We start from the raw sequence: 20,844 nt of genomic DNA on the forward strand, positions 1-20,844 counted from the left end.
ATATTAGTCTGGTGCTACAACACGACCAGAGCTGGCCACATTGGACAAGAAATTCTCGCTCTCTGACTGATTCTGGCAGGCAACTTGACTTGTTAAATCCCACGACGCTTCAAGTTAAATACGTAAACACCTATCTCAGAACGACTTAGAGTAATCACTACGAGACAAACCGACACCCGCATGTAAGGCTCACCGCGCGCGAGAAGCGGTGGCAGGAATGAAAGACCTGAGAATGATGCCGCCCAACCCTTGCAATTCTGTCCAGAAGATCCTGGTGATTCACAATCAGTGGTCGTTGGGCGCCACTAGGAAATTTACTTCAGGGGGAATCTCAACTCATACTTTGCCGAAAACTGATCATGGTTTGCGATGCAGGCAAGAGATGGTTAGCGGGTCTCGTGTGGCTGCTGAATGCTCTTTAAAAAGGGAGCGTGAGATTACGTAGTTTTGTGATCCAATAAAAATGGGGGAGCGCTGCCCCAGCGCTCCCCCGTGTTGCTAACGTGAAGATCACGTAGCTGGTCGGATACCTTCCTCGCTTAGCTGCGAAGTCGGCCAGAGGTCGTGACGACTGTGAAGCTCAGAAATGCGACCAGGGCTAACGAAGTAGGCTCAGGAACTGCGGCATTTGAAGCAACAGTCGAAGACGTACCATAACTGGCCTCCCAGTCGGGGATCTGTGACGCATCGGTTTGCTGCAAGCCAAGGAAGTCGGCTCCGTCGAAGTCGCCATTGCCGTCGAAGTCACCGGGAGAGGTTGTCACCAGTGCGGCAATTGCGTCCACGTCGGCTTGGTCGAAGAAGTCGTCACCTGTCAGATCGAAATCCGTCAAATTGAGCGATGCCAAGATTTCCGATGCGAAAGGTGCCGAAGGAGCGTTGGCCAAATCGTTTTGGCGTTTCGCTGCAGTTTCGCCACCGTTGCCGTTCAAATAGTCCGTTGCGAGGTTGACGTCAGCTTGGGTGACCACGCCATCCTTGTTGACGTCGCCCGCCTGGGGAGTGAACACCTGACCAAGGAAGAAGTTGTCAGGGTTCATCTGAGTGACTGTCTGGGGATCACGATGGTCATCTGGAACCACAGTACCATTCGGGAAGCCGAAGATACCTGTCGTGTTGACTGTCTGTAGGACCAGATTCACAGGATTACTGCCGTTCTGCGCGGCTAACAGATCGGCACCACTAATGGAAAGAGTATGCGTGTCGCCTGTGGTGAGAAGCCCCACGTTTTGAGAGAAGACTCCACCGGTGACTGTCGAGCCGAGATCGGTCGGATCGGCACCCGTTGTCAACGCTACTGTGAATGTGGTGTTTGGATTGGCACTCGGGCGATCAAGGAAGTCCAGGTCGAACCTGAGTTCGTACGTCTTGCCAGCATCAATGGTCACACCGTTGAGAATATCGGCCTGCATCATCCCATTAACGTAACCTGCTGCCGAGTTCAGCGAGAACTGCTCGGTGCCCCCGTTCCAATGCGTATCAAGATACCAGGAACCCTGAATGCCAAGCGTAGAATGGGTGAGATTCAATCCGGTGCCGTCTGGGCCGTTAACTGCTTCGACGATTCCGTTCGGATTGTTGTTGTAAGGCGTCCAGTGATCGACATCTCCTGAGCTTCCTCGGAATGGACCGTAGTTGCCGTTTCCACCAGTGATGTCGAAGGTATCTGGTCTGTCAACCGTAAAGACTGCGTTGCTTACCGCAGAGACATCGCCATTCTTGACAATGTTTTGCACGGAAACTGGAATCGCGGGAAATGCTTCCGTTGAGGTCGTGCGACCGAGGACGATGTTGTCGATCGTAAACTTCGTCCCCAGCACGGCCGAGGTCCCGACTGCGTCGAAGCGGCTGATGCCATCGGCCGGATCGACACGAAGGACATCTTGGACTGCCCCCCAGTCACTGGAATTAAAGTCACGGACAATCGTGTAAGTGTGGAAGCTGGTGTCGTTTGCGTCCTTCAAGGCTTGTAGCCCCGAATTGCTGAGGAAGTTTGCACTGCGAGTGACAGCGCCTTGGAAGAAAGCCGCTCCTTTCAGCCGCGGTTCAATCAGCCCTGAACCAGGGTTGTTGGGGTCTTCAGGAGGGAATTGGTCGTACCTTAGGTCAAACTGAAAAACGTTGAACTGGCCCGGAAGTTCACCCACGACAAAGTTGTCTGGTACTCCGGGAAGCGCGGTAGTCCTGTCGGTGTCGAGACGGATGTAGTTATCCCCTTCTCCAGTCGTATTCGTTCCGAAGCCACCACCATTGCGGTTGGTCAGCGCTCCTCCGAAACTTTCAAGATTTGCCATGCGAACAGGCCTCCACCCCTGCCGTTCTACATCGGTGTCACCGTCGCCGTCTTCAAAATCGCCAGCGACAGTCTGATGAAATACTGTCGGGGCTGGGGTTCCACCATCGAAACCATCGATGAAAGAAGTAATACCCGTCTGGGCCTGTGCAGAGCTGGCGACCAACAGGACGCCTATGCATGTTAAAGCCTGAAGAAACTTCATAACAAATCACCCTCCGGAAACAAAAGAAAATCGTTTTCAATCACACGAGCTCGCGTACCTCGCAATGCCCTTTCATCCTGCTTGTAAGAAGCAGACCAAATTGGACAAGAAAATGCAGAAAAGTTTCGGAGCAGCCAGATCCGTGTCACAGCACTACTCCTACAAGCAGTAACTTCCCAACTCCCAGGGATTGGACAGAAATAACTGTGAATTCTTCGCGGTTCTCAGGCAATAGGCCCGCATCCGCTCAGTCCCTTCATCTTTGCGGCCTAGAATCGGTCGATATAGGGACCATCATGGTCGCTGCCTTCCCAAGTCAGCTCGATATTCAAGCTGTCTGTCGGACCATCGATGGTGACCTCTAAGTCAGTTGCCACTTGATTGGCATACTCAATTGGAGCGTGCCAACGATTGGACGTCTCGGTCAACTGCTCCACTGCGGTAACGGTGACGCGATGAGTCCCGATCGGCGCGCCGTCGTTGAGCTTATAGCTAGTCAGGGCAAACTTGCCATTCTTATCGATGCTACCAACTGCCGCACGGTGCCCCGGGGTAGAGATCTTCACCTGTCCGATCGGGACTGGCTTGCCATCAATCGTCACGGTACCAGAGACGGGCACCAGTTCCGGATGCTCATTGCATCCCGAACTGGAGAGGCCTGCCAGAATGAAAAGAAGCAGGAAAATGTTTTGTCGCAACATTCGTTCCTCGGCAATTAGCAACAAGCCGGTTAATAGAGGTCTGCAGCTTCGAAGCGAGTCGACATCGCTCGATAGGTTCGTTCGTCGATATCATCTTGCACAAACCTCACACTGCCATCACCCATTGCAAAGTTCGCGCCCCCCGGATGGAAACTGTTGAAGCCACAATGCGTTTTATTTGCCCCACCTGCACCTGCAGTGATCACGAGTCCGGCAGCCTCAACAGGAGTATTCAGCGGGTGGTAGGTACTCCTCATCGAGGAATTGCAGCGGTTGCCATTCGCCCATGTGTTATTGGCTAAGGCTCGATGTCCAAGGGTTGTCTCGCCAAAAAACATAGTGTTGCTGATGCCGTCGGTGATCTCACGAAGTTCAATTCGCCTGGCATAGAAGAAGATTCCCGTGTTGTTGTGCTTCAAATGAAATGGTACGCCACCATCATGACGGTTCGGCCACAGCAAGTCGCGTCCGTTGGGTGGACCCACGTCGCCGGCGACGCCTGCATAGCTGCTGGTCGGCATAAGGATATCTGGCGACATACCGTGATTCCACTCAGCATACGGCTCTTTCATGTCACTTGGGCAATTGAACTGAGACAAAGGCGTTGCTACAGCGTCGCGATAAGCGGGTATCGAGATAGACCCACCTCGAAAAGGATGCATTGGTCTATTCCTGATATCTAACACATCATACAGAGCTTGCTGCTCTAATTGCGGCAGAAGCTGAACGAAGACGCTAGCCCCATGGAAGTGCATATCAGTTGCAGTGAGTCCTGGTAAATTACTCGTCGAGTTGACGCCTAAATCTCTGCACGGCTGCTGCTGGCCATCGCAGGCTAACCGTGCAGGAGGTAGGTCACCTTGTGCGCTTTCGTGGTTGAGCGCTGCCAAGGAAAGTTGCTTACAATTGTTCACACATTGCAGTCTTCGCGCCGCCTCGCGAGCGGCCTGCACTGCGGGCAGCAAGAGGCCCACAAGGACACCGATGATCGCGATGACTACCAAGAGTTCGACAAGAGTGAAGCCATTTTTGCGTTGACTAGACAAGCCTGGTACCTCCAAGAAAAGTGCAACCCATCCTTAAAAAGACACGCGCGGAACTGACGAGATTGGACAGAATTGCTTGCCTCAAAAACTGATTTTCGTCCGAAGCGAGACGTTTCGGTGCGTATTGATGCTTGGAGCTAGTACGTAAACCCAAATCTCAGAGTTGCTTATGGCGAGCTTTTTGAGGTCAGGTCCGTAGAACCCGCTCAATTGCATGCAATATCTAGCACTATTTTTTGGGAAGAAGCACCAGATCGATCGTATTCTCACCCGCCTGAACTTCTGCTTCGAACCCAGGAGCTAGCTTGCCTGGGACTGGCGAGCCCTGCTGAATCGGTGCCAACTCGACTTGGTGTTTCCCCACCGCCGCGCCATCGCCTGGAGTCTTCGTGCTAAGGCTGTATATTCCCTCAGCATCGGTTTCACCCAGCGCCTGACGCGTTGGTGCGTTGATCCCGCCGTCTTTCACACGGGGATGAAAAATCACAAACAAGTCGGCCACCGGTTCTCCTTCAAGCGTGACTTGTCCCGAAACTTGGCCCATCTCAACATCACTGCCGCTGCAACCATTCAGCACACATAGCCCCAAAGAGAGAAGTAGGCCGAGCGGAAGAAATTTTATGGAGTATTGAGGCATTCACAGGGTCCCGATTGAAATTGACAATTCTTGAGTCGCTTCGAATTCACACTACGGCAACTCGACGGGCAGCTCGTTCCCTGCCCGGGTTCCCAAGGCGGTGTAGACATCCCAGGAGATATTCTCCGAGAGGAACTGGACGGAAGAGTCGCAGAACCCAAAGTAGACTCCGCCGGGGTGGCTGCTGCTGGCCGAATCGCGATCACCGCTATTCAAAGCAGAACGAGCTGCGTCCCACATATTGAACAGCACATCGTCTTTATCGCCATGAGCACCGGGCCAAGTCGGCCAACGAGCTGTGTCAGGGTTCTCGTCGGAAGCATTCGCTTCTCCCCACTCTTCGAAGCTCGCTAACAGAGCTTGCTTTGCATCCACTTCCCCAAGAGCGATCGTTTGAGTCGTCCCATCAACGATCTGCCGGAGTGTTGTTGGCTCCTCCACACGATAGCCGGGATAAAGCGTACCGATCCAACCACTTAGTTCGCGAGACTCTCCATTGGCGCTGACGATCCGCGCTAAGCCCAGGCTACTTCCTGCCGGATTATCACGCGTACCGCGGCAGCCACGGTAGTTGCTTGTTCCGAAGCGTAACGTCGTTGAATCGTTAATGTTGGGATTGGGATCGATCTCTTCCATGGTCGATGAAGGGCAACGAAACGCGGCATTCGCCGAGTTGACAATGGTTGCGAGCGCGGGGGAATAGATAATCTCCGGCGTCCCATTGTTCGGCAAGATCGCGTCGTAAGTGCTCTGCTGCTCAATGTAAGGCAACAGATAAGTAGTCCAAGCGGCCGCATGCTTGAACTGAGCGACACCAACGTTGACCGGCTTGGAAATACCACTAGGAAATTCCTCTTTCGCATCAACGTGGCTCTGCAGCCCCAGACACAACTGGCGAAGATTATTGCTGCATTGCGTCCTGCGTGCGGCTTCGCGCGCTGCCTGAACTGCAGGTAACAGCAACCCTACCAGCACGCCAATAATCGCGATGACGACTAACAGTTCGACAAGCGTAAAACCACCTAGAGAAGATCGCCGCAATCGATTCAATCGAGAAGCACGCATAAGATGTCAGTCCTTATGAGCCAGAGAAGAGGTTCTCCATCTTCCTCAATTTTCCGAAAGAATCAAGCAGAACGCCGAATGCCAACTCAGGCAGCGGACCAGCGTAAACAGCAGCGCGAAACACCAATTCCCAATCCCAGTAGAAGAAAAGTGCTAGGTTCAGGGACCGTGGCCGATGCAGCCGCCAGCGATGCTGAGGTTCCGTAGTTATCGTTCCAAGCAGTCAGGCCACTGGACGAAGCTTCGCTGTGCTGCCCTAGAAGGAAGTCTGAACCGTCAACGATTCCGTTGCCGTCGAAATCGCCCGACAATGCGAGGATCACTCCGGTGACGGCGACATTGTCGATCCACAGGTCGTGGCCGCCCGAGCCGTCACCCTCGCCGCTGGAAAAAGCGAGCAGGAAGTCGACTGACTCACCAACGGCTAGTACGTTGTCAGCGAGTCCAGCCAAAGAGTGATCGATGTCGTCGTGCGCGAGGTTATCGTTGTTCCCTGCGACGTGCGTGATTTCATCGTCGGCGGAGGTGTAAATCACGCCGTTGGTGATGTCACCACCCGACACGCTCAGTTCATAAGCTCTGGCTGCTTTGGGGCGGAAGGCGTAAGCGTCGAAATGGAAACCTTCCAGCTCGATGTCGCTGGTCCCATTGTTCGTTATCGTGAAGGTAATCGTTCCGCCGGTAGTTGCGTTGGAGAGTTCGAGATTTTGATCGTTGTCGGTGCCGACCGTCGTGTCCGCCGCGGGAGGGCCAGTGAATGTGCCCCAGTCGCCATCGGCGCTGGCGCCGCGTTCATCGTTGGTATGCCAAGCGAGCCCTTCGGACGTGGTGACTGCGGCCCCTGCGATGCCGCTCGCCGTGAACGAAGCCGTTGGTGCTGAACCGCTGTTCCAAGTGTCCCAGCCGGCAATCAGAGTCGGAGGTTCCGCCAGCGGAGGATCGGAAATCGTCAGCACACTGATCGAAAGTGGCGGCAGTGAGATCGCTCCAGGCGTCGAGGGGATCGAAGTCAGACCGCTGTCACCCAGATTGAAGGTAGGGAAATCGTTGACGTTGTTGAACTGGAGCGCCTCGTGCACGTAGGTGCCGCCATAGGAGCTGTTGTCGATGCTCAAATCAAAAGGAACACTCACCGGCGACTTGTTGACCGCGTAAACGACAACATCACCATCCTTCAGGACTGCTTTCGCTGAGGCCGCGTCCAATCCGGGAATAATCTCACTTGAAGTGACTTGTCCCGAAAGCAGATCGCTATCAACAAACACATTGCGGAGAATGTCGTAAGCGGCTCCGCGAGTTGTTTTCACATGCTTGGGGTTCGCACTCTTGTCGTAAATCACCAGCGGGTCGTGGTTGTGAATCTGAAAGTACTCGGCCGAACCGAACAGATCAGGACGATCAATGATTCCCAAATATGTATCAGACAGCCCTAGCACGCTGATCGCATTCTCGCCCGCATCCACGCTCCACTCCGAGAGCCAGATGGGTTTCCCCGGGAACTGAGCACGCGTCGCCTCAGCCGTTTGAATCATTTGGCTTCGCGCGTCGAGCACTTCTTCGAGCCCGGCGGTCGAATCACCCGGTCGGATGTATTTGTGCAAAGTCACCGCATCGTAATAAGTCTGATCAGCGGCGAGTGCAGCGTTCCAAGGAACGTGGTGGCCGGTGGTTCTCCACGAGACCGGTACAGAAAGCTCGATCGTTGGGTCTACTGCCTTGAGGGCAGCGGAGTGTGCCTGGGCAACGCCCACATACAGTTCAGGGGTCGCAACCGCTTCGCTGCGTTGATTTACCCAGAAGGTTTCGTTGCCGAGTTCGATTCGGCTGACGTCAAAACCGTCCGCTCGCCGGTCTTGCAGCCGGGCAACGCCCTTGGCGGGACTGTCGTAGTTGATATTCCAAGTATGCAAGACATCGAAGCCCAGGTTATCGTGCAGGGTTTTGAATCCGTCGTACCCGTACTTCAACTGCGGAACATTGACCACCGCGTTATAGTAGGTCCCCATGTAGTTGTCGTAGATCCGGCGGCCGTCGACCTCCCAGTCATAGAAGTTCGACCAGACGCCGTGCGGAAACCTGAGCGAGGGGGGAGACCAACCCGTGATGAGGGCCTGCCCGTCGGCGTCGTTGTATCCGTCGAGGCCGTAGAGGTTTTCGGGGAAGTTGGTATTCAGCCCCAGCAGTCGATTGTTAAAAGGCGTCTGGCTCGAGCTATTGATGCTCAGACTGGCGTTTTGTGGCCCGACGCTGCTATAGGGATAGTCGACCGCCGTCGCTCTTTGGCCGACGGCGCAGTAGGCCATCAAGACTAACGCGAACGCTAGGCAATTGATCCTCATGCTGACCTCGTCTTCTCTGTGTCCGAATGGGGGCGTACTCGCCTAAGCACAGTCTGCCTCAAAAGAAAGTTGGCCCGGCGCGATGAAACACACCGGGCCAACCTGTGCTGCCCCAACATCAAGCTAAATTGGCATCAAGCCAAATTGGCTCGTCGATTAGCGTCGTTTTCTACCCACGGCAACCAACGACATCATGCCCAACAGGACAAGACTGCTTGGCTCGGGGACAACGGAGCCGCTAACGGCAACGTTATCAAGGAACAGGTGATGTCCACCGGAACCGTCTCCAACACCGTTCGAGAAAGCAATTTGGATCACCACGGAACCACCTGCTTCAAGGACGTTGTCTGCGAGGCCAGTCAGATCCAGATCGAGATCATCATGCTGGTCATGCCCACTGAGGCCTCCGCCAAGGTGGGTGATTGCATTCGTGCTGTTATCGTTCATAGGTGCGTCGGACGTGAAAACATTACCATTGGTAATATCGCCACTCAGCACGTTCAACGCGTACGTTCTGGCTGCCTTGGGACGGAACGCAAGGGCGTCCATGTGAAACGCTTCCAAAACGATGTCGGCGGCGCCGTTGTTCGCGATCGTGAGTGTAACCTGTCCATCTGTTCTGGCATTCTGCAATGTGAAGTTGGCAGGCCCGACCTCTGTCTCGGAGCTAGCCGGCACCCCATTACCATCAAAGGTTCCCCATGTGGTATCCCCGCTGGATCCACGGCCTGAACCGTCAGAGATGCTCCAGTTCTCTGTGCCGCCAACAGCGGAAGCAGTAGCTGTTGCGGTGACGCCTGCAGCAGTTACAGGAACAGTAGGAGCTGTGGTGCTATCCCAATTATCGATGCCAGCAACAATGATTGCCGCTGATGCGCTCGAGTGCAGGCACAAGGCCACACTCAGCACGAGTAATGCTTTCGTAAACTTCATTAGAACTCCTCCCAAAAAGTAGTAATACCTAAGACAAGATTAGTGATCTCTGCGTAACGAAAATCTTTTCTTGTTCTCGCCTTTCATTTCTGCAAAGAGCGAGACCAAGAACTTCCTCTATTTAGCCCCGGTTGCGGCGGCTTGACCGTGCAAGCAGGGCGAATCCCATGGCAGCCAACAACATGGAGCTTGGCTCAGGCACAGCGTTCAAACTGGCCACTGCCGAAGTCGTGCCGTAATTGGCTTCCCAGTCTGCAAGCGAACCAATGTTGGTATCGCGTTGCCAATCAATGAAGTCGGTCCCATCGACATTGCCATCTTGGTCAAAGTCACCCGCGGTGAAAGGAGCGTCCTCGAAGGAGATGTCGTCGAAGCCGAAAACATTGGGGCCGGCCGTCACAGCCTGAGTGAGGCCAGCAAATGAGAAGATGATGTACTCGTATCCGGTGCCCAGGTCGAACGAGAGGCTGACGTCTTGCCAATCGGCACTGGGTGTTAGGGCACCGCCAGTATTGCTGTTCTCAATCAGCAAGTTATCCACCACGGGACCGGCTTCTTCGCCTGAGAGGTCTCGGTGCTGTCCTGCTGAAATCCCAGCAGCCGCAGTACCACTGGAAGCGAGATGCGTGAATTCATCGCCTCCCCACGGATCGTTGGCATCACCCGTGCCTTGCACCCCTTGCACCCTCACGGCGACAATTCCGCCGTCTGCGTTGCCAGTCCCGTCTGACTGATTTGGGGTGGGGTCGTTGTAGTACATCCTGAAATTGAGAAGCTGCGGGCCTGTGGTCATCCCGTCGTCGTAGAGCACGTAGCTTGCTCCAACGCCGTTTTGATCACCGGGAATATCATCGAGTCCGTCAGCCACGTTGGTATCGAAGTGAGCGGACATGAAGTTGCCGTTCACTCCGGTGGCGGCACCCGCAAGACCGACAGGCTGATCCGGCATGCCGTTGATCTCCCTGGGATTCACCACGTCTCTCATGCGACGCCCTGTCGAGCGGAACCACGCAGCGTCGCCCTGTTCAAGAACATTCGGATCGGAACCCGACTGGACAATACCGTTTCTGGTCGGATCGCCTGGGTTGTTATTCAGCATCAAAGGGCCAGTCAAATGAGACCCACTAAAGAAGTTGAGGGTATTAGCAGTACCATCGTAGATCATGGTCTGAGCGTTGGCCGATTGCGTAGACGAGAGGGCGACGAGTGCCATCAGAGCCGAGGCGAAATAATGATTGAATGAGCGCATCAAATTGTTCCTTCTCAAAAAAAGTTGGGCATGTAGCGTTTCAAATAGTGGAAGTAACTTAAGTCGGGAATCGCAGTGTCCTCGGCGATCCATTCACGGTATTCACGTCAGCTTGGCCTGTCGTTCTATGCGATTTGCCGAAACCCTGTTGCCCCGATGGCAAAGCACAAATCGTCGAACAGACCGAAGTACTCGCTGAGTTGTTTCAGTTCGATTGAATAAGGTGAAAAGTTAAGGCCCAGAATTCAGGGAGCTGACCCGAGCCTTAGGAACCGCCTGACCGCGACTCTAGTATGGGCAGAAATTCCCCTCCTGACCCGCAGTCCTCTTGCACTATTACTGCCCCGTCGGCCAAGATTGGACAGGAATTATTGCCCCGAAATATGGAAGAAGGCCCTCCCAGCTTGAATTTAGGCGAAAACGGCGGAAAAAAGCAGCATTTCGGCTCTCCTAAAGTTCCATGAATCCAAAAAAATCGCTCGTCAGCGCTCTCGAGCCGAAATGAACCTAAGTTGCTGAGAGGCAGCAATTTAAGGCTAAAGAAGCACTAATTCTTGGAATTGACCCATTCTGGCGCTAGTGGCGGTAGCCAATCGAAATATTTAACGATTTTTGGCCGTCCAAAATGAATTGCTATTGGCGTGTTACAGTAAGCACCAGCCACAGGCGGCAGGTGATTTTGCATCAAGTCACGCGGGATTCATCGCGTTCACCTTATCATTCTTCGTTGTGGCTCTCATTCAAGCTCAGCGATTTCGATTCTATTTTTCGTATCTTGGTGAAGGAACAAACATGAGTGCCAATCGGTCAAACAGCTCGCTCAAACGAAAGACGACGGGTTTTACCCTCGTCGAACTGCTCGTCGTAATCGCCATCATCGGCGTCTTGGTCGGGTTGCTGCTGCCAGCGGTACAAGCGGCCCGGGAGGCAGCTCGTCGGACTCAGTGCATCAATAACATGAAGCAACTGGGACTTGCCGCGCTGAACTACGAGTCGGCAAACGGACATTTTCCGACCTACGGATTGGCGCTCAATGGGTACGGGTCCGGGGTAGCGGGCCCTAATGGACAGCCTAACGTTAAGACTAAGGCCAGGATCGAAAACTTGTCGTGGACCTATCAGTTAATGCCCCTGATGGAAGCCAACAATCTTTACGAACTCCGTTCGCAGATCGGTGTCGTGCCCGAACTCCTCTCGCAAAGAATGCCTGGCCTGACGTGCCCGAGCCGTGGCCTGCGTGTGCTGGTCAACGGCATTGGTGATGAAGAGTTCTACGGCGATTACGCCTCGTTCGCGATGGATGCCATCTTCTGGAGAATTATCAAGGGCGAGTCCGGCATCGAGGTGCCCTTCTATCCCAACCCGGAAAGTCATCGCGTTGATCCGGTGCGAGGAGATGTCAGTGAAATTGATCTACTCGAGCAGCACATTAGCCAAGGCGTAATTGGCCGAGGCGGTTACTTGCGTGCATCACAAGCCCCGAGTGCGCTAGCCGCGTTTCAGAAGGTCGATACTTCAGCCATTACCGATGGTGCTTCGAATACCTTGATGTTCGGGGAGAAAGGCATCCCCGGTGACCTGTACGAGGACTATGCCAATAATCCAACGGAACGCAGCGGCTATTGGGCTGGCGGATTCTCGACCGTACGCCTGGGAATCGCATTCAACCCCGACAGCATCTTCTCAACCTCTGGCAATTACAAGAAGTTCTCTCATAATCAGAGCTTTGGTTCGCCGCACACTGGCGGGGTCAACTGCGTTTACGCGGATGGCTCGGTTCATTCGGTGACTTTCGATGTCGATGCCTTCGTCCGCTTTCAGCTTTTCCATCGGTCTGATGGCAACGTGCTAGATCAAACTCAACTTTGAGTTGGCCAGCTTCGAGTTGGATAGTCACGCCACTGGCAGGAAGAAGCTGGACCTTGTATACCTTTTCATTCGATTCAATCTCGTGCAATCAATAAGGATTCGTTCGCACCATGTGTCGAAAAATCAAGCAGCCAATAATCTTCCTATTAGCTCCCATTGTTTGTGCTCTCCTCGGCTGCTCGAATAAGCCCGACACAGACCATGTGAAAGCCCTCAACGACACCAACATCAAGAAGGTCTGTAGCGCGTATCAGCTCTATGCAGCTAGGTCGGGCTATACCGGACCAAAGTCGATGGAAGAGTTGAAGACCTTTCTCAAGACGAACGAGAAGATCTCGCGCAACCTGGAGTTGATGGGCATTGATCAAACCAAGATCGACGAAATGTTCATCAGTGAGAACGATGGCAAAGAATTCGAATGTCGTTGGGGTGTGTTCGTTAATCCTGACACGGAACGGGCCAAGACGCCGCTAGTGTTTGAGCGAGAAGGCAAGAATGGCGTGCGGCTGGTGATACTCGGCAATCGAAAGATCCTCGAAGTCTCCAATGACAAGAAGTACGAGGCACTCTTGAGCGGCAAAATCAATCGCAAAGAGGCGAAGAGCGAAGCCGAGCTACAAGAAGAGGCCGAAGCTGCGGCCGGGTAAGCTGTTCCACCTTGTCCAAGCGGATTCTCACACTATCCAAGACACTGGTGCTTTCTGTGAGAGTCATCGCAAAGGCAAATCTGGAAATGGCGTACCGTATCACTCTCCTTGCCTTCTGCTTTTTCCTTTCCGCGTCAGCTGTAGTGGCTGTCGAAAAGAAGAACGTTCTGATCTTCTTCATTGACGACCTCAGGCCTGAACTCGGCTGCTACGGCGAGCAATCCATCAAGAGCCCTCATATTGACGCGTTGGCGTCGCAGGGCGTGCTGTTCGAGCGAGCCTATTGTCAGCAGGCGATCTGCGCGCCTTCACGCGCTAGCATGATGGCGGGCCAGTATCCGGACACACTCGGAATTTACGACCTGTGGTCACCGCTTCGGCGGACGGTCCCAGACGTAATGAGCATGCCGCGGTATTTTAAAGAGCGAGGATACGAGACTTCATCATTCGGGAAGGTGTATCACCATCAGACGGACGATCAAGCTTACTGGTCGAAGCTCCCAAGAGTTCCTGGTGAGAAGTACGTTGATCCCGCCACGCTGAAATCGATCGCCCAGCGTAAAGCAGAAGCGGTTGCGAAAGGCTTGAAGCGAACGGCGCTTTCGGCAGCGACCAAAGGACCAGCGATCGAGATGGCAGTCGTGCCGGACGAGGCTTATCGCGATGGCGCTGTCGCCAATCAGGCTATCGAAGAACTGCGAAGTAGCAAGGGTACACCGTTCTTCATGTGTGTCGGTTTTGCGAAACCCCACCTGCCATTCGCCGCACCGAAGCGCTACTGGGACTTGTACGAGCGGGGGCAGTTTCAAGTTCCCGAGCGACAACTCCCTGCAGGTGCCCCGTCGCTGGCCTTCACCAAATGGGGTGAATTGCGAGCCTATTTAGGCATGCCCGCCAAGGGACCATTGACCGATGAGCAAACGCAAGAGTTGATGCACGGCTACGCGGCTTGCGTCAGCTATGCCGACGCTCAAGTCGGAAGAGTGCTGGCCGAGTTAGGAGAATTGGGCCTGCGTGAACAGACGATCGTCGTCCTCTGGGGCGATCACGGCTATAAGCTGGGTGAGTATGGATTGTGGTGCAAGCACACGAATCTTGAACTCGACACGCGTGTTCCTTTGATCGTGTCGGCTCCTGGTCACACACAAGGTAAGCGTTCGAAGGCATTAGTCGAAATCGTCGATGTTTTCCCGACGCTCGCCGAACTGACTAGCGGCGATATCTCTGGGTCTTGCCAGGGAGCGAGCCTAAAAAAGCTCCTCACAGATCCCAGCCAAGCGATTCGCAGTACCGCGTTGAGCCAATACCCACGGGGCTCAACGATGGGCTACAGCCTTCGAACTGATCGTTGGCGATACACCGAATGGTTCAATTCGCAGAAGAACAAGATAGTTGCTCGCGAACTCTACGACCATCAAGACTCTCACCTAACCGGTCGTAATCTCAGTGAAGAGCCAGGATATGCCAAGCTCATTGCGAGCCTATCAAAGCAACTAAAGTCTCGCATGAGAAAACCTGCCAAGTGAAATACTCTTTCAAGACGTTCGCGATCGTCGTTCTTCTGTCTTTCGCTATTCCAGAAGCCATCGCCTCAGAAGAAGACCTTATCACACCCCCGGAAGGTGGCAATCAGATCGTTGCGTTCGATCAAGATTTGCCTCTTCAGTTTCAAAGCCAGAATGTTGAGGCTACTGGTCGCTGGGCAGCCGCCAAGGATATGCCCTTCAAGGAGGTCTACCGCATCGAGTCGGACACGCGATTCAGCGATCCGAAGAACATGCAGTTGAGTATCCCTCTCGCAGCCTCCATTCGTAAGGGTGATGTGTTGCTTCTCTCGTTCTGGGTCCACCGCCCTAGGGCAGGTGGGCAGCCCAATAACATCTACCTCTCGATTGGTGATAAAGACGCGCCGGCAATCTACGAGAATCAACTCTCTGCCTACCGCGTGTGGAAGCAGCATGTGAGGTCGTTTATCGCGCCGCGAGATTGCGACTCGACAGATGCGGCCATTCATTTCGATCTCGGCGAAGCCGGAAAGATTGCCGAAATCGCTGCTATTCAACTCATCAACTACGGCCCTGATCGCGATCCGGCCACGCTCCCTCGATCGACCGTCAATTACCCAGGGCGTTCGCCAGACGCTCAGTGGCGAAAGGAAGCATTGAAGCGCATCGAAGAGATTCGCAAAGGCGAGATCGCTGTCAAAGTGGTTGACGCTCTTGGCGAGCCTGTCATCGACGCAAACGTCGAGATTGCCATGCAGCAGCATGCGTTTGGGTTCGGCAACGCGGTGAACTCAGAGATGCTCGGTGCTGAGAAGAAGGACTTCCCAATTCGTCCCAAAGGAAAAGCAACTGTCAAATGGGAGGACGCGCAGAAATATCGCGAAGTCGTCAAGAAGTACTTTGATCGCGTCACATTCGAGTCCGAATTGCGGCCTGCAAACTGGCAAGCCATGAAGAAAGGTAATCCCGCTTGGCAACGGAAGCACAGGATTCTGATGACTCAGACCCTACCGTGGCTTCAGGAAAACAACATTGACGCGCGTGGCCACTACATCGCTTGGGCGCCGATGGATTTCAACGCTATCGAAAAACAGTTTTTGGGGAAACCAAAAGAGCACCGGGCATGGCTGTGGGACCACATGGCGGACGTTCTGCCCGCAACCTCCGCGTATGTCACCGAATGGGACACGATCAATCACATCATTGGCTGGGGCAAGCACACTTACGAAGCGGAATACGGCGGGCCTGAGATCTATGCCGAGATTCTCGCCGAGGCCCGACGGCTCGCGCCCAATGCGACTCACGCCATCAATGAGGGCAAGGTGCTGCCCGACGGCTACAAGCGTGAGCCTTACAAACGCATCATTCGATTTCTCAATGAACAAGGTCAGCCAGCGGATATCGTTGGCTTCATGGCTCACTTCGGCCTAACGACCTTGACGCCCCCAGAGGAACTTTTGCAAGTGTACGATGAGTTCGCTGAGATCGCACCCCGCTTGCAACTGAGCGAGTTCGACGTTGAGGCGGGAGACGACGATGAGCTGCAGGCGGACTACTACCGCGACGTGATGATCGCGACCTTCAGTCACCCCAACTTCGAGGCGATCGTGCAGTGGGGGTTTTGGGAGCCCGTCCATTGGAAGCCGGCTGCCGCCTTGTGGCGAGAAGACTGGACGCTCAAGCCAGCTGGAGAAGTCTTCGTCGATCTCGTCGCCAACCAGTGGTGGACCGATGAGACGTTACAGACTGACGAGCAAGGGAAATGTCGCCTGCGGGGATTCTTAGGTGACTACAAGATCACCGTTGAGCATGACGGACAGACCAAAGTAGTATCGACCACTCTGGAAAGGAGCGGTGTGCAACTGAAGATTCAACTTCCCTGAGTCGAGAGTCGCTCGATCTCCGTTTGGGCTTCTTGTACCTGTTCTGAATTAGCCAACCAATCAAGAGTGAGCTCCGCTGACCAGCTCTCGCCCGCCTCTAAAGTAATCACCCGCCCTGCTTGTTCCTCGACGGAACGCCCGTTGGGGTAATTCGTTGCTGGCTCCAGGCCAGTCACGTAGCCGTCTTCGCTCGCTACTTCGTTTTTCCAGAGCGAAAAGTAGGGCAGTTCTTTTGTGTCATGTTCAAGCACCAAGCCTTGCGCGCCGTCTGCACTTTTGAGAAGCACTTTGGTGTGATCATGCTCATCACCGACCAACTCGAGAAAGTAGCAATCCTCGCTTTGACCAGCGACAGCAGGGCCGTACTTCCGCCAATCCTCCTTCATCTCAGTCCCGGCATCTCTGGGAGCGATTTCACGGACGTGAGCGACGAATTCTGCGCCAGGTCCCAACAACGGCTCGCCGACATTGATGTGGTAAAGCATCTGCATCTGCGCGGCGGTGCCACCAAAGTTTTCCACGCGGTCGACCTGCGTAAATGAGGAAGCATCAAAACTCGTCGTGATCGTCACCTCCAGGCGCAGCTTCTGAAAGTGGAATCGACTCTCTTCAACGAGACCCCGCACAATGATCGTGCGATCCTCTTCATTGACCGTCACTTCGACACAATGAGCCGGTCGGTTGGCAATGCGACCGTGTAGTGGATAGACAAGCTCGCCGTTCTCGCCGAACTCCGGGGCTCCATTACTTTCCAAACCGCAACGCACGATTAGTTCATCAAACCCCTCAAGCCAGCCAAGCCCACTCGGGTCGTGAATGGACACGAAACTTGGATGGACCGGTCCTCGCACAGGTGACCTCCAGCCCAACGACTGTCCCTCGTCTCTTTCGACATTCCATATCCCCATTCCTCGGGTCGGCAGAACGTGTATCCGCTGCAATCCGTTGTCAATCGTGAGCAGGTCGACTCCCTCACTGAGTCCACCCTGCAGGGTTTGTTGCGTTACTTCCCAGTTGCCCACGGCTCCGGGCAGGTCGCTTGCCGAGACGCGGAACTTATTCTCGTGAATTCCTCGTTCGACATCGGTCAAGGTCCAGGTGTGACTAGGCACGCGTTGGCTCCAGATTGCGGGGAGTTGTTGCGGTTTCGATCAACTGGCTCGTTGCCGAGTCGACCCACTGCTCGCGATAACTCCGCGGGGTGAGTTGCATCTCTTTCTTAAAGAGGCGAACAAAGTGGCTCGCGTCATAGAATCCCGTGCGGCTGGCAATCCGCTCGACACTTTTCGAGGAAGAACGTAACATCGTGCAAGCCGCGTTGATCCGTACCCGCGTAATGTACTGGGCAGGGGTGATCTTAAACAATCGCTTAAACGTGCGATTGAACTGGCTGATCGACAGATGAACAAGCTCTGCTAACTGCTGGACGCTAATCTTCTCGGCGTAGCAATTGTTAATATGAGTGATCGCGCGGGTCAAACGCTGATAAGGTGCCAACGTTGCCCCGGCTTTCTCCAAGTCGTGCATAATCCCCGCAATGCCGAGTATCTCATCCTTCTCATCGATCAGCGGAATCTTCGTTTCAACGTACCACCTGAGCAAACCCGTGGCATCAGGCACGCCACAGACATGATCAACAACAGGTTTGCGAGTGGTCATCACTTGCTGGTCTTGATCGCGATAGCGGTCGGCCACTTCGGGAACAAACAGATCGGCGTCGGTCTTGCCCCAAACCTCAGTTTCTGTGGGTAGACCCAACACTTCCAGCAAAGCACGATTCATGTGCACGAATCGCCCGAGCTTGTCCTTGGCAAAGAAATACGTCGCTGGCATATGATCGATCAAAGCCAACAGTGGGATCGGACTTTTGACAGCCGAAAAGAACTCATGCTGCCGCTTTTCAAGATCACCGCGAAAAGTACCCATGCGCGTTTTATACCATAACTTGATTGGCAAATACATTGCCTATCGGCGGACGAATGAGCCATATTAGCAATGCAGTGGAGAGCCGTGTGGTTCAATTATCCACGCTCGAAAGAGTCGGGTTTCACCCGTCTTTACTTATCTAAAAGGCCAAGTTTTTCACAGGAGTGAAGCGTTATGGCTGAGGCGGCCAGTGCTGGTAAGGCGCTAGATCAAGGGCAAGGAGTCTTGCGATTGACCCCCACTTGGGTACCACGGTCTTTCTGTATTCCTGGAAGAAGAATCAAGCTTCACCCCGACGACTACTATGCGTTGGGCGCCAATCGCGGCGGCATTGACGAGCGTTGGTTCTCTTCCACAACGCCCGCGGACAACGGTCCGCTGACAAGCAAGAACGAGGGGCTCAGTCATGTTGCTTTTGAAGATGGCGGCAACACGCAGTTGATGACACTGCGTGATGTCGTTGACCAGCTTAAAGGCCAACTACTCGGCGAAGAGTTTTGGGATACTCATCAATGCTGGCCCATGTACTCAAAGTTTTTTGACAACCAGGGTGCGCTCCCTTTCCACATTCACCACAACGATGAGTACGCCGCCCGTGTTCATGCCAAGGGGAAGCCGGAAGCGTATTACTTCCCTCCACAAGTGAACAATCATGGCGGTGATTTCCCTTACACCTTTATGGGCCTGTCACCAGGCGTCACCAAGGACCAGCTTCGCGAGACGCTCGTGCGATTCACCGAAGGTGATAATCGCATCACCGACCTTTCAGCCGCCTACTGTTTGACCCCCGGAACCGGCTGGGACATTCCTCCGGGGATCCTACACGCCCCAGGGAGCATGTGTACTTACGAACCTCAGAAGGCTTCCGATGTGTTCGCGATGTACGAGTCGGTCTCCCACGACAAGGTGATTCCCGAGGAACTGCTCTGGAAAGATACTCCCGAAGATCAAGTGGGCAACTTCGACTATCTGGTTGAGGTTCTCGACTGGGAGCAGAATGTTGACCCCAACTTCAAAGCCAATCATTTCATGGCTCCGATTCCCGTAAACGATCTCAGCGAAATGCGTGCCGAAGGCTATGAGGAGAAATGGATCTGTTATCGCAGCGAAGCCTACAGCGCCAAGGAGCTTACGGTACTTCCGGGGGCTTCGGTCACCATCAAGGACCAAGGTGCCTACGGGCTAATCGTACTGCAAGGCCATGGCACCTTGGGAGCTTGGGATATCGAAACGCCTTCTTTGATTCGCTTTGGGCAACTCACTCACGATGAGTATTTCGTCTCCGAACCGGCGGCGAAAGAAGGCATTGTGATCACCAACCCCAGCAAGACGGATCCCATCGTCATGCTCAAGCACTTTGGTCCTGGTGTAAATCCAGTACTGGCATAGCACTGCAGGCCGGTGTGAACTCTTCTCGTACGATCTCTCTGCGTAAGTTGTGATAGAAGATATTGGAGTTCCGAATGTCCACGGAAGTGAATTCCTTTCCCAAGCTCCACAATGCTGCGTGGCCTGGGCTGGTTGGCAAGGGCGACGACAGTGAGCCGCCGATTGAGTTAGATACGCTTCTCGACCTGACTGCGGCGGCAGAGGTCGATGGCGTGAAGTTCGACGGCATTGACTTGTTCTTGCTGTCGCCACATGTCGATATCGATTCCTCACCAGATCAACTCGAAGAACTGGCCAAGAAAGTCACCGATCGCGGCTTGGTGGTCGGCTCTTTGGTCGCGCCAGTTTGGCCGCCAACCGGCGGTGGGTCAGCCATGGGGACGCGTGAGGAACGAGCCCGGTTCTTGGACCAAGTCAGAAAATCGTGCCACATCGGTGCCGAACTGAAACGATTGGGCGTGAGACAATACGGCATCGTTCGCATTGACTCCGCCTGCGATCCGGCAAGCTGGTCGGCTGATCCGCACACGAACCAGATGAAAATCGCGGAGACGTTTCAGGAGGCCTGCAGCATCGCCGAAGGCTACGGTGAACGGCTTGCTGCTGAAGGAGAAATCTGCTGGGGTGGCATGCACAGTTGGAAGTATATGGTTGAGCTGCTTGAGCGAGTCGACCGTCCCCAGACCCTAGGATTCCAAGCCGATATGGCTCATACGCTGCTGTATCTGCTGGGCTACAACGCGCCTGAACATGCCTTGCTGGATCAAGGTTTTGATTGGGAGGATGAGACCCAATTCTACGAGAAGTACAAAACACTGACTGACACGCTCCGACCTTGGACGATCGACTTTCATGTAGCTCAGAACGACGCGACGGTTTTTGGTTCAGGATCCCACGACAAGACCGGCAAGCATTGCCTGCCGGACGATTCGGCAGGCAAGCTGGACATCCCTCGTGCAGCCGGGTACTGGCTTCGTGATGAGTCAGGCAATCTCACTAATCGGTTCGAGCATCTCTGCTGGGACGGCTGCATGTTTCCGAATGAAACCATGCTAAATCCTGAAACGTGGAACACCATCCTACGCACCTTGATCAAAGTGCGAGAGGCACACGGCTCGTCAACTTAACCTAACAGAAGAGCATCAAAGTGAGTGAAA

Annotated in this window: 16 protein-coding genes; 6 read left to right on the plus strand and 10 right to left on the minus strand. The window is 54.1% G+C overall.

Features of this window, described 5'->3' with window-relative positions:
• Positions 1-539: 539 nt before the first annotated feature.
• From RIB44_08220 to RIB44_08255, 8 genes are all read right to left on the minus strand, one after another.
• Positions 540-2,498, minus strand: a complete 1,959-nt coding sequence (locus RIB44_08220) for a hypothetical protein (protein ID MEQ8616564.1) — start codon at positions 2,496-2,498, stop codon at positions 540-542.
• A gap of 269 nt (positions 2,499-2,767) precedes the next feature.
• Complete coding sequence (locus RIB44_08225) at positions 2,768-3,199, minus strand: carboxypeptidase-like regulatory domain-containing protein (protein MEQ8616565.1); 432 nt, start codon at positions 3,197-3,199, stop codon at positions 2,768-2,770.
• Positions 3,200-3,228: 29 nt separating this feature from the next.
• On the minus strand, positions 3,229-4,173 hold the full coding sequence (locus RIB44_08230) for a DUF1559 domain-containing protein (GenBank protein ID MEQ8616566.1): 945 nt from the start codon (positions 4,171-4,173) through the stop codon (positions 3,229-3,231).
• A gap of 301 nt (positions 4,174-4,474) precedes the next feature.
• Entirely contained in the window at positions 4,475-4,882 is a 408-nt protein-coding gene (locus RIB44_08235; protein MEQ8616567.1) for a hypothetical protein, read from the minus strand.
• A gap of 51 nt (positions 4,883-4,933) precedes the next feature.
• On the minus strand, positions 4,934-5,947 hold the full coding sequence (locus tag RIB44_08240; protein ID MEQ8616568.1) for a DUF1559 domain-containing protein: 1,014 nt from the start codon (positions 5,945-5,947) through the stop codon (positions 4,934-4,936).
• Between the two features lie 86 nt (positions 5,948-6,033).
• The gene (locus RIB44_08245) at positions 6,034-8,286 is read right to left on the minus strand and encodes a PEP-CTERM sorting domain-containing protein (protein ID MEQ8616569.1); all 2,253 of its coding nucleotides are present in this window, start codon (positions 8,284-8,286) and stop codon (positions 6,034-6,036) included.
• 156 nt (positions 8,287-8,442) lie between these two features.
• Positions 8,443-9,219 (minus strand): PEP-CTERM sorting domain-containing protein, encoded by a 777-nt coding sequence (locus tag RIB44_08250; GenBank protein MEQ8616570.1) that lies wholly within the window; start codon positions 9,217-9,219, stop codon positions 8,443-8,445.
• A 121-nt stretch (positions 9,220-9,340) separates the two neighbouring features.
• Positions 9,341-10,468 carry a PEP-CTERM sorting domain-containing protein gene (locus RIB44_08255; GenBank protein ID MEQ8616571.1) on the minus strand — a complete coding sequence of 376 codons (1,128 nt, stop codon included), beginning with the start codon at positions 10,466-10,468 and terminating at the stop codon, positions 9,341-9,343.
• A 792-nt stretch (positions 10,469-11,260) separates the two neighbouring features.
• Between RIB44_08255 and RIB44_08260 the strand changes: the two genes are divergently transcribed.
• The 4 genes from RIB44_08260 (at position 11,261) to RIB44_08275 (ending at position 16,372) form a co-directional block, all read left to right on the plus strand.
• Entirely contained in the window at positions 11,261-12,337 is a 1,077-nt protein-coding gene (locus tag RIB44_08260; GenBank protein MEQ8616572.1) for a DUF1559 domain-containing protein, read from the plus strand.
• A gap of 203 nt (positions 12,338-12,540) precedes the next feature.
• On the plus strand, positions 12,541-12,984 hold the full coding sequence (locus RIB44_08265; protein ID MEQ8616573.1) for a hypothetical protein: 444 nt from the start codon (positions 12,541-12,543) through the stop codon (positions 12,982-12,984).
• 143 nt (positions 12,985-13,127) lie between these two features.
• Positions 13,128-14,510, plus strand: a complete 1,383-nt coding sequence (locus tag RIB44_08270; protein MEQ8616574.1) for a sulfatase — start codon at positions 13,128-13,130, stop codon at positions 14,508-14,510.
• Complete coding sequence (locus tag RIB44_08275) at positions 14,507-16,372, plus strand: endo-1,4-beta-xylanase (protein ID MEQ8616575.1); 1,866 nt, start codon at positions 14,507-14,509, stop codon at positions 16,370-16,372. Before RIB44_08270 ends, RIB44_08275 begins: the two co-directional genes overlap by 4 nt.
• Here the strand turns inward: RIB44_08275 and RIB44_08280 are convergent.
• Complete coding sequence (locus RIB44_08280) at positions 16,360-17,484, minus strand: aldose 1-epimerase family protein (protein ID MEQ8616576.1); 1,125 nt, start codon at positions 17,482-17,484, stop codon at positions 16,360-16,362. The two genes, RIB44_08275 and RIB44_08280, sit on opposite strands and share 13 nt — an antisense overlap.
• Positions 17,477-18,298: an AraC family transcriptional regulator gene (locus RIB44_08285; protein MEQ8616577.1), complete on the minus strand. Its 822-nt coding sequence runs from the start codon at positions 18,296-18,298 to the stop codon at positions 17,477-17,479. Before RIB44_08285 ends, RIB44_08280 begins: the two co-directional genes overlap by 8 nt.
• 174 nt (positions 18,299-18,472) lie before the next feature.
• Here RIB44_08285 and RIB44_08290 point away from each other — a divergent pair, with 174 nt between their 5' ends.
• Both RIB44_08290 and RIB44_08295 read left to right on the plus strand, forming a co-directional pair.
• Positions 18,473-19,687 carry a hypothetical protein gene (locus RIB44_08290; protein ID MEQ8616578.1) on the plus strand — a complete coding sequence of 405 codons (1,215 nt, stop codon included), beginning with the start codon at positions 18,473-18,475 and terminating at the stop codon, positions 19,685-19,687.
• Between the two features lie 74 nt (positions 19,688-19,761).
• Positions 19,762-20,814: a TIM barrel protein gene (locus RIB44_08295; GenBank protein MEQ8616579.1), complete on the plus strand. Its 1,053-nt coding sequence runs from the start codon at positions 19,762-19,764 to the stop codon at positions 20,812-20,814.
• Positions 20,815-20,844: the final 30 nt, after the last annotated feature.

Source organism: Lacipirellulaceae bacterium, assembly GCA_040218535.1.
GTDB lineage: Bacteria > Planctomycetota > Planctomycetia > Pirellulales > Lacipirellulaceae > Adhaeretor.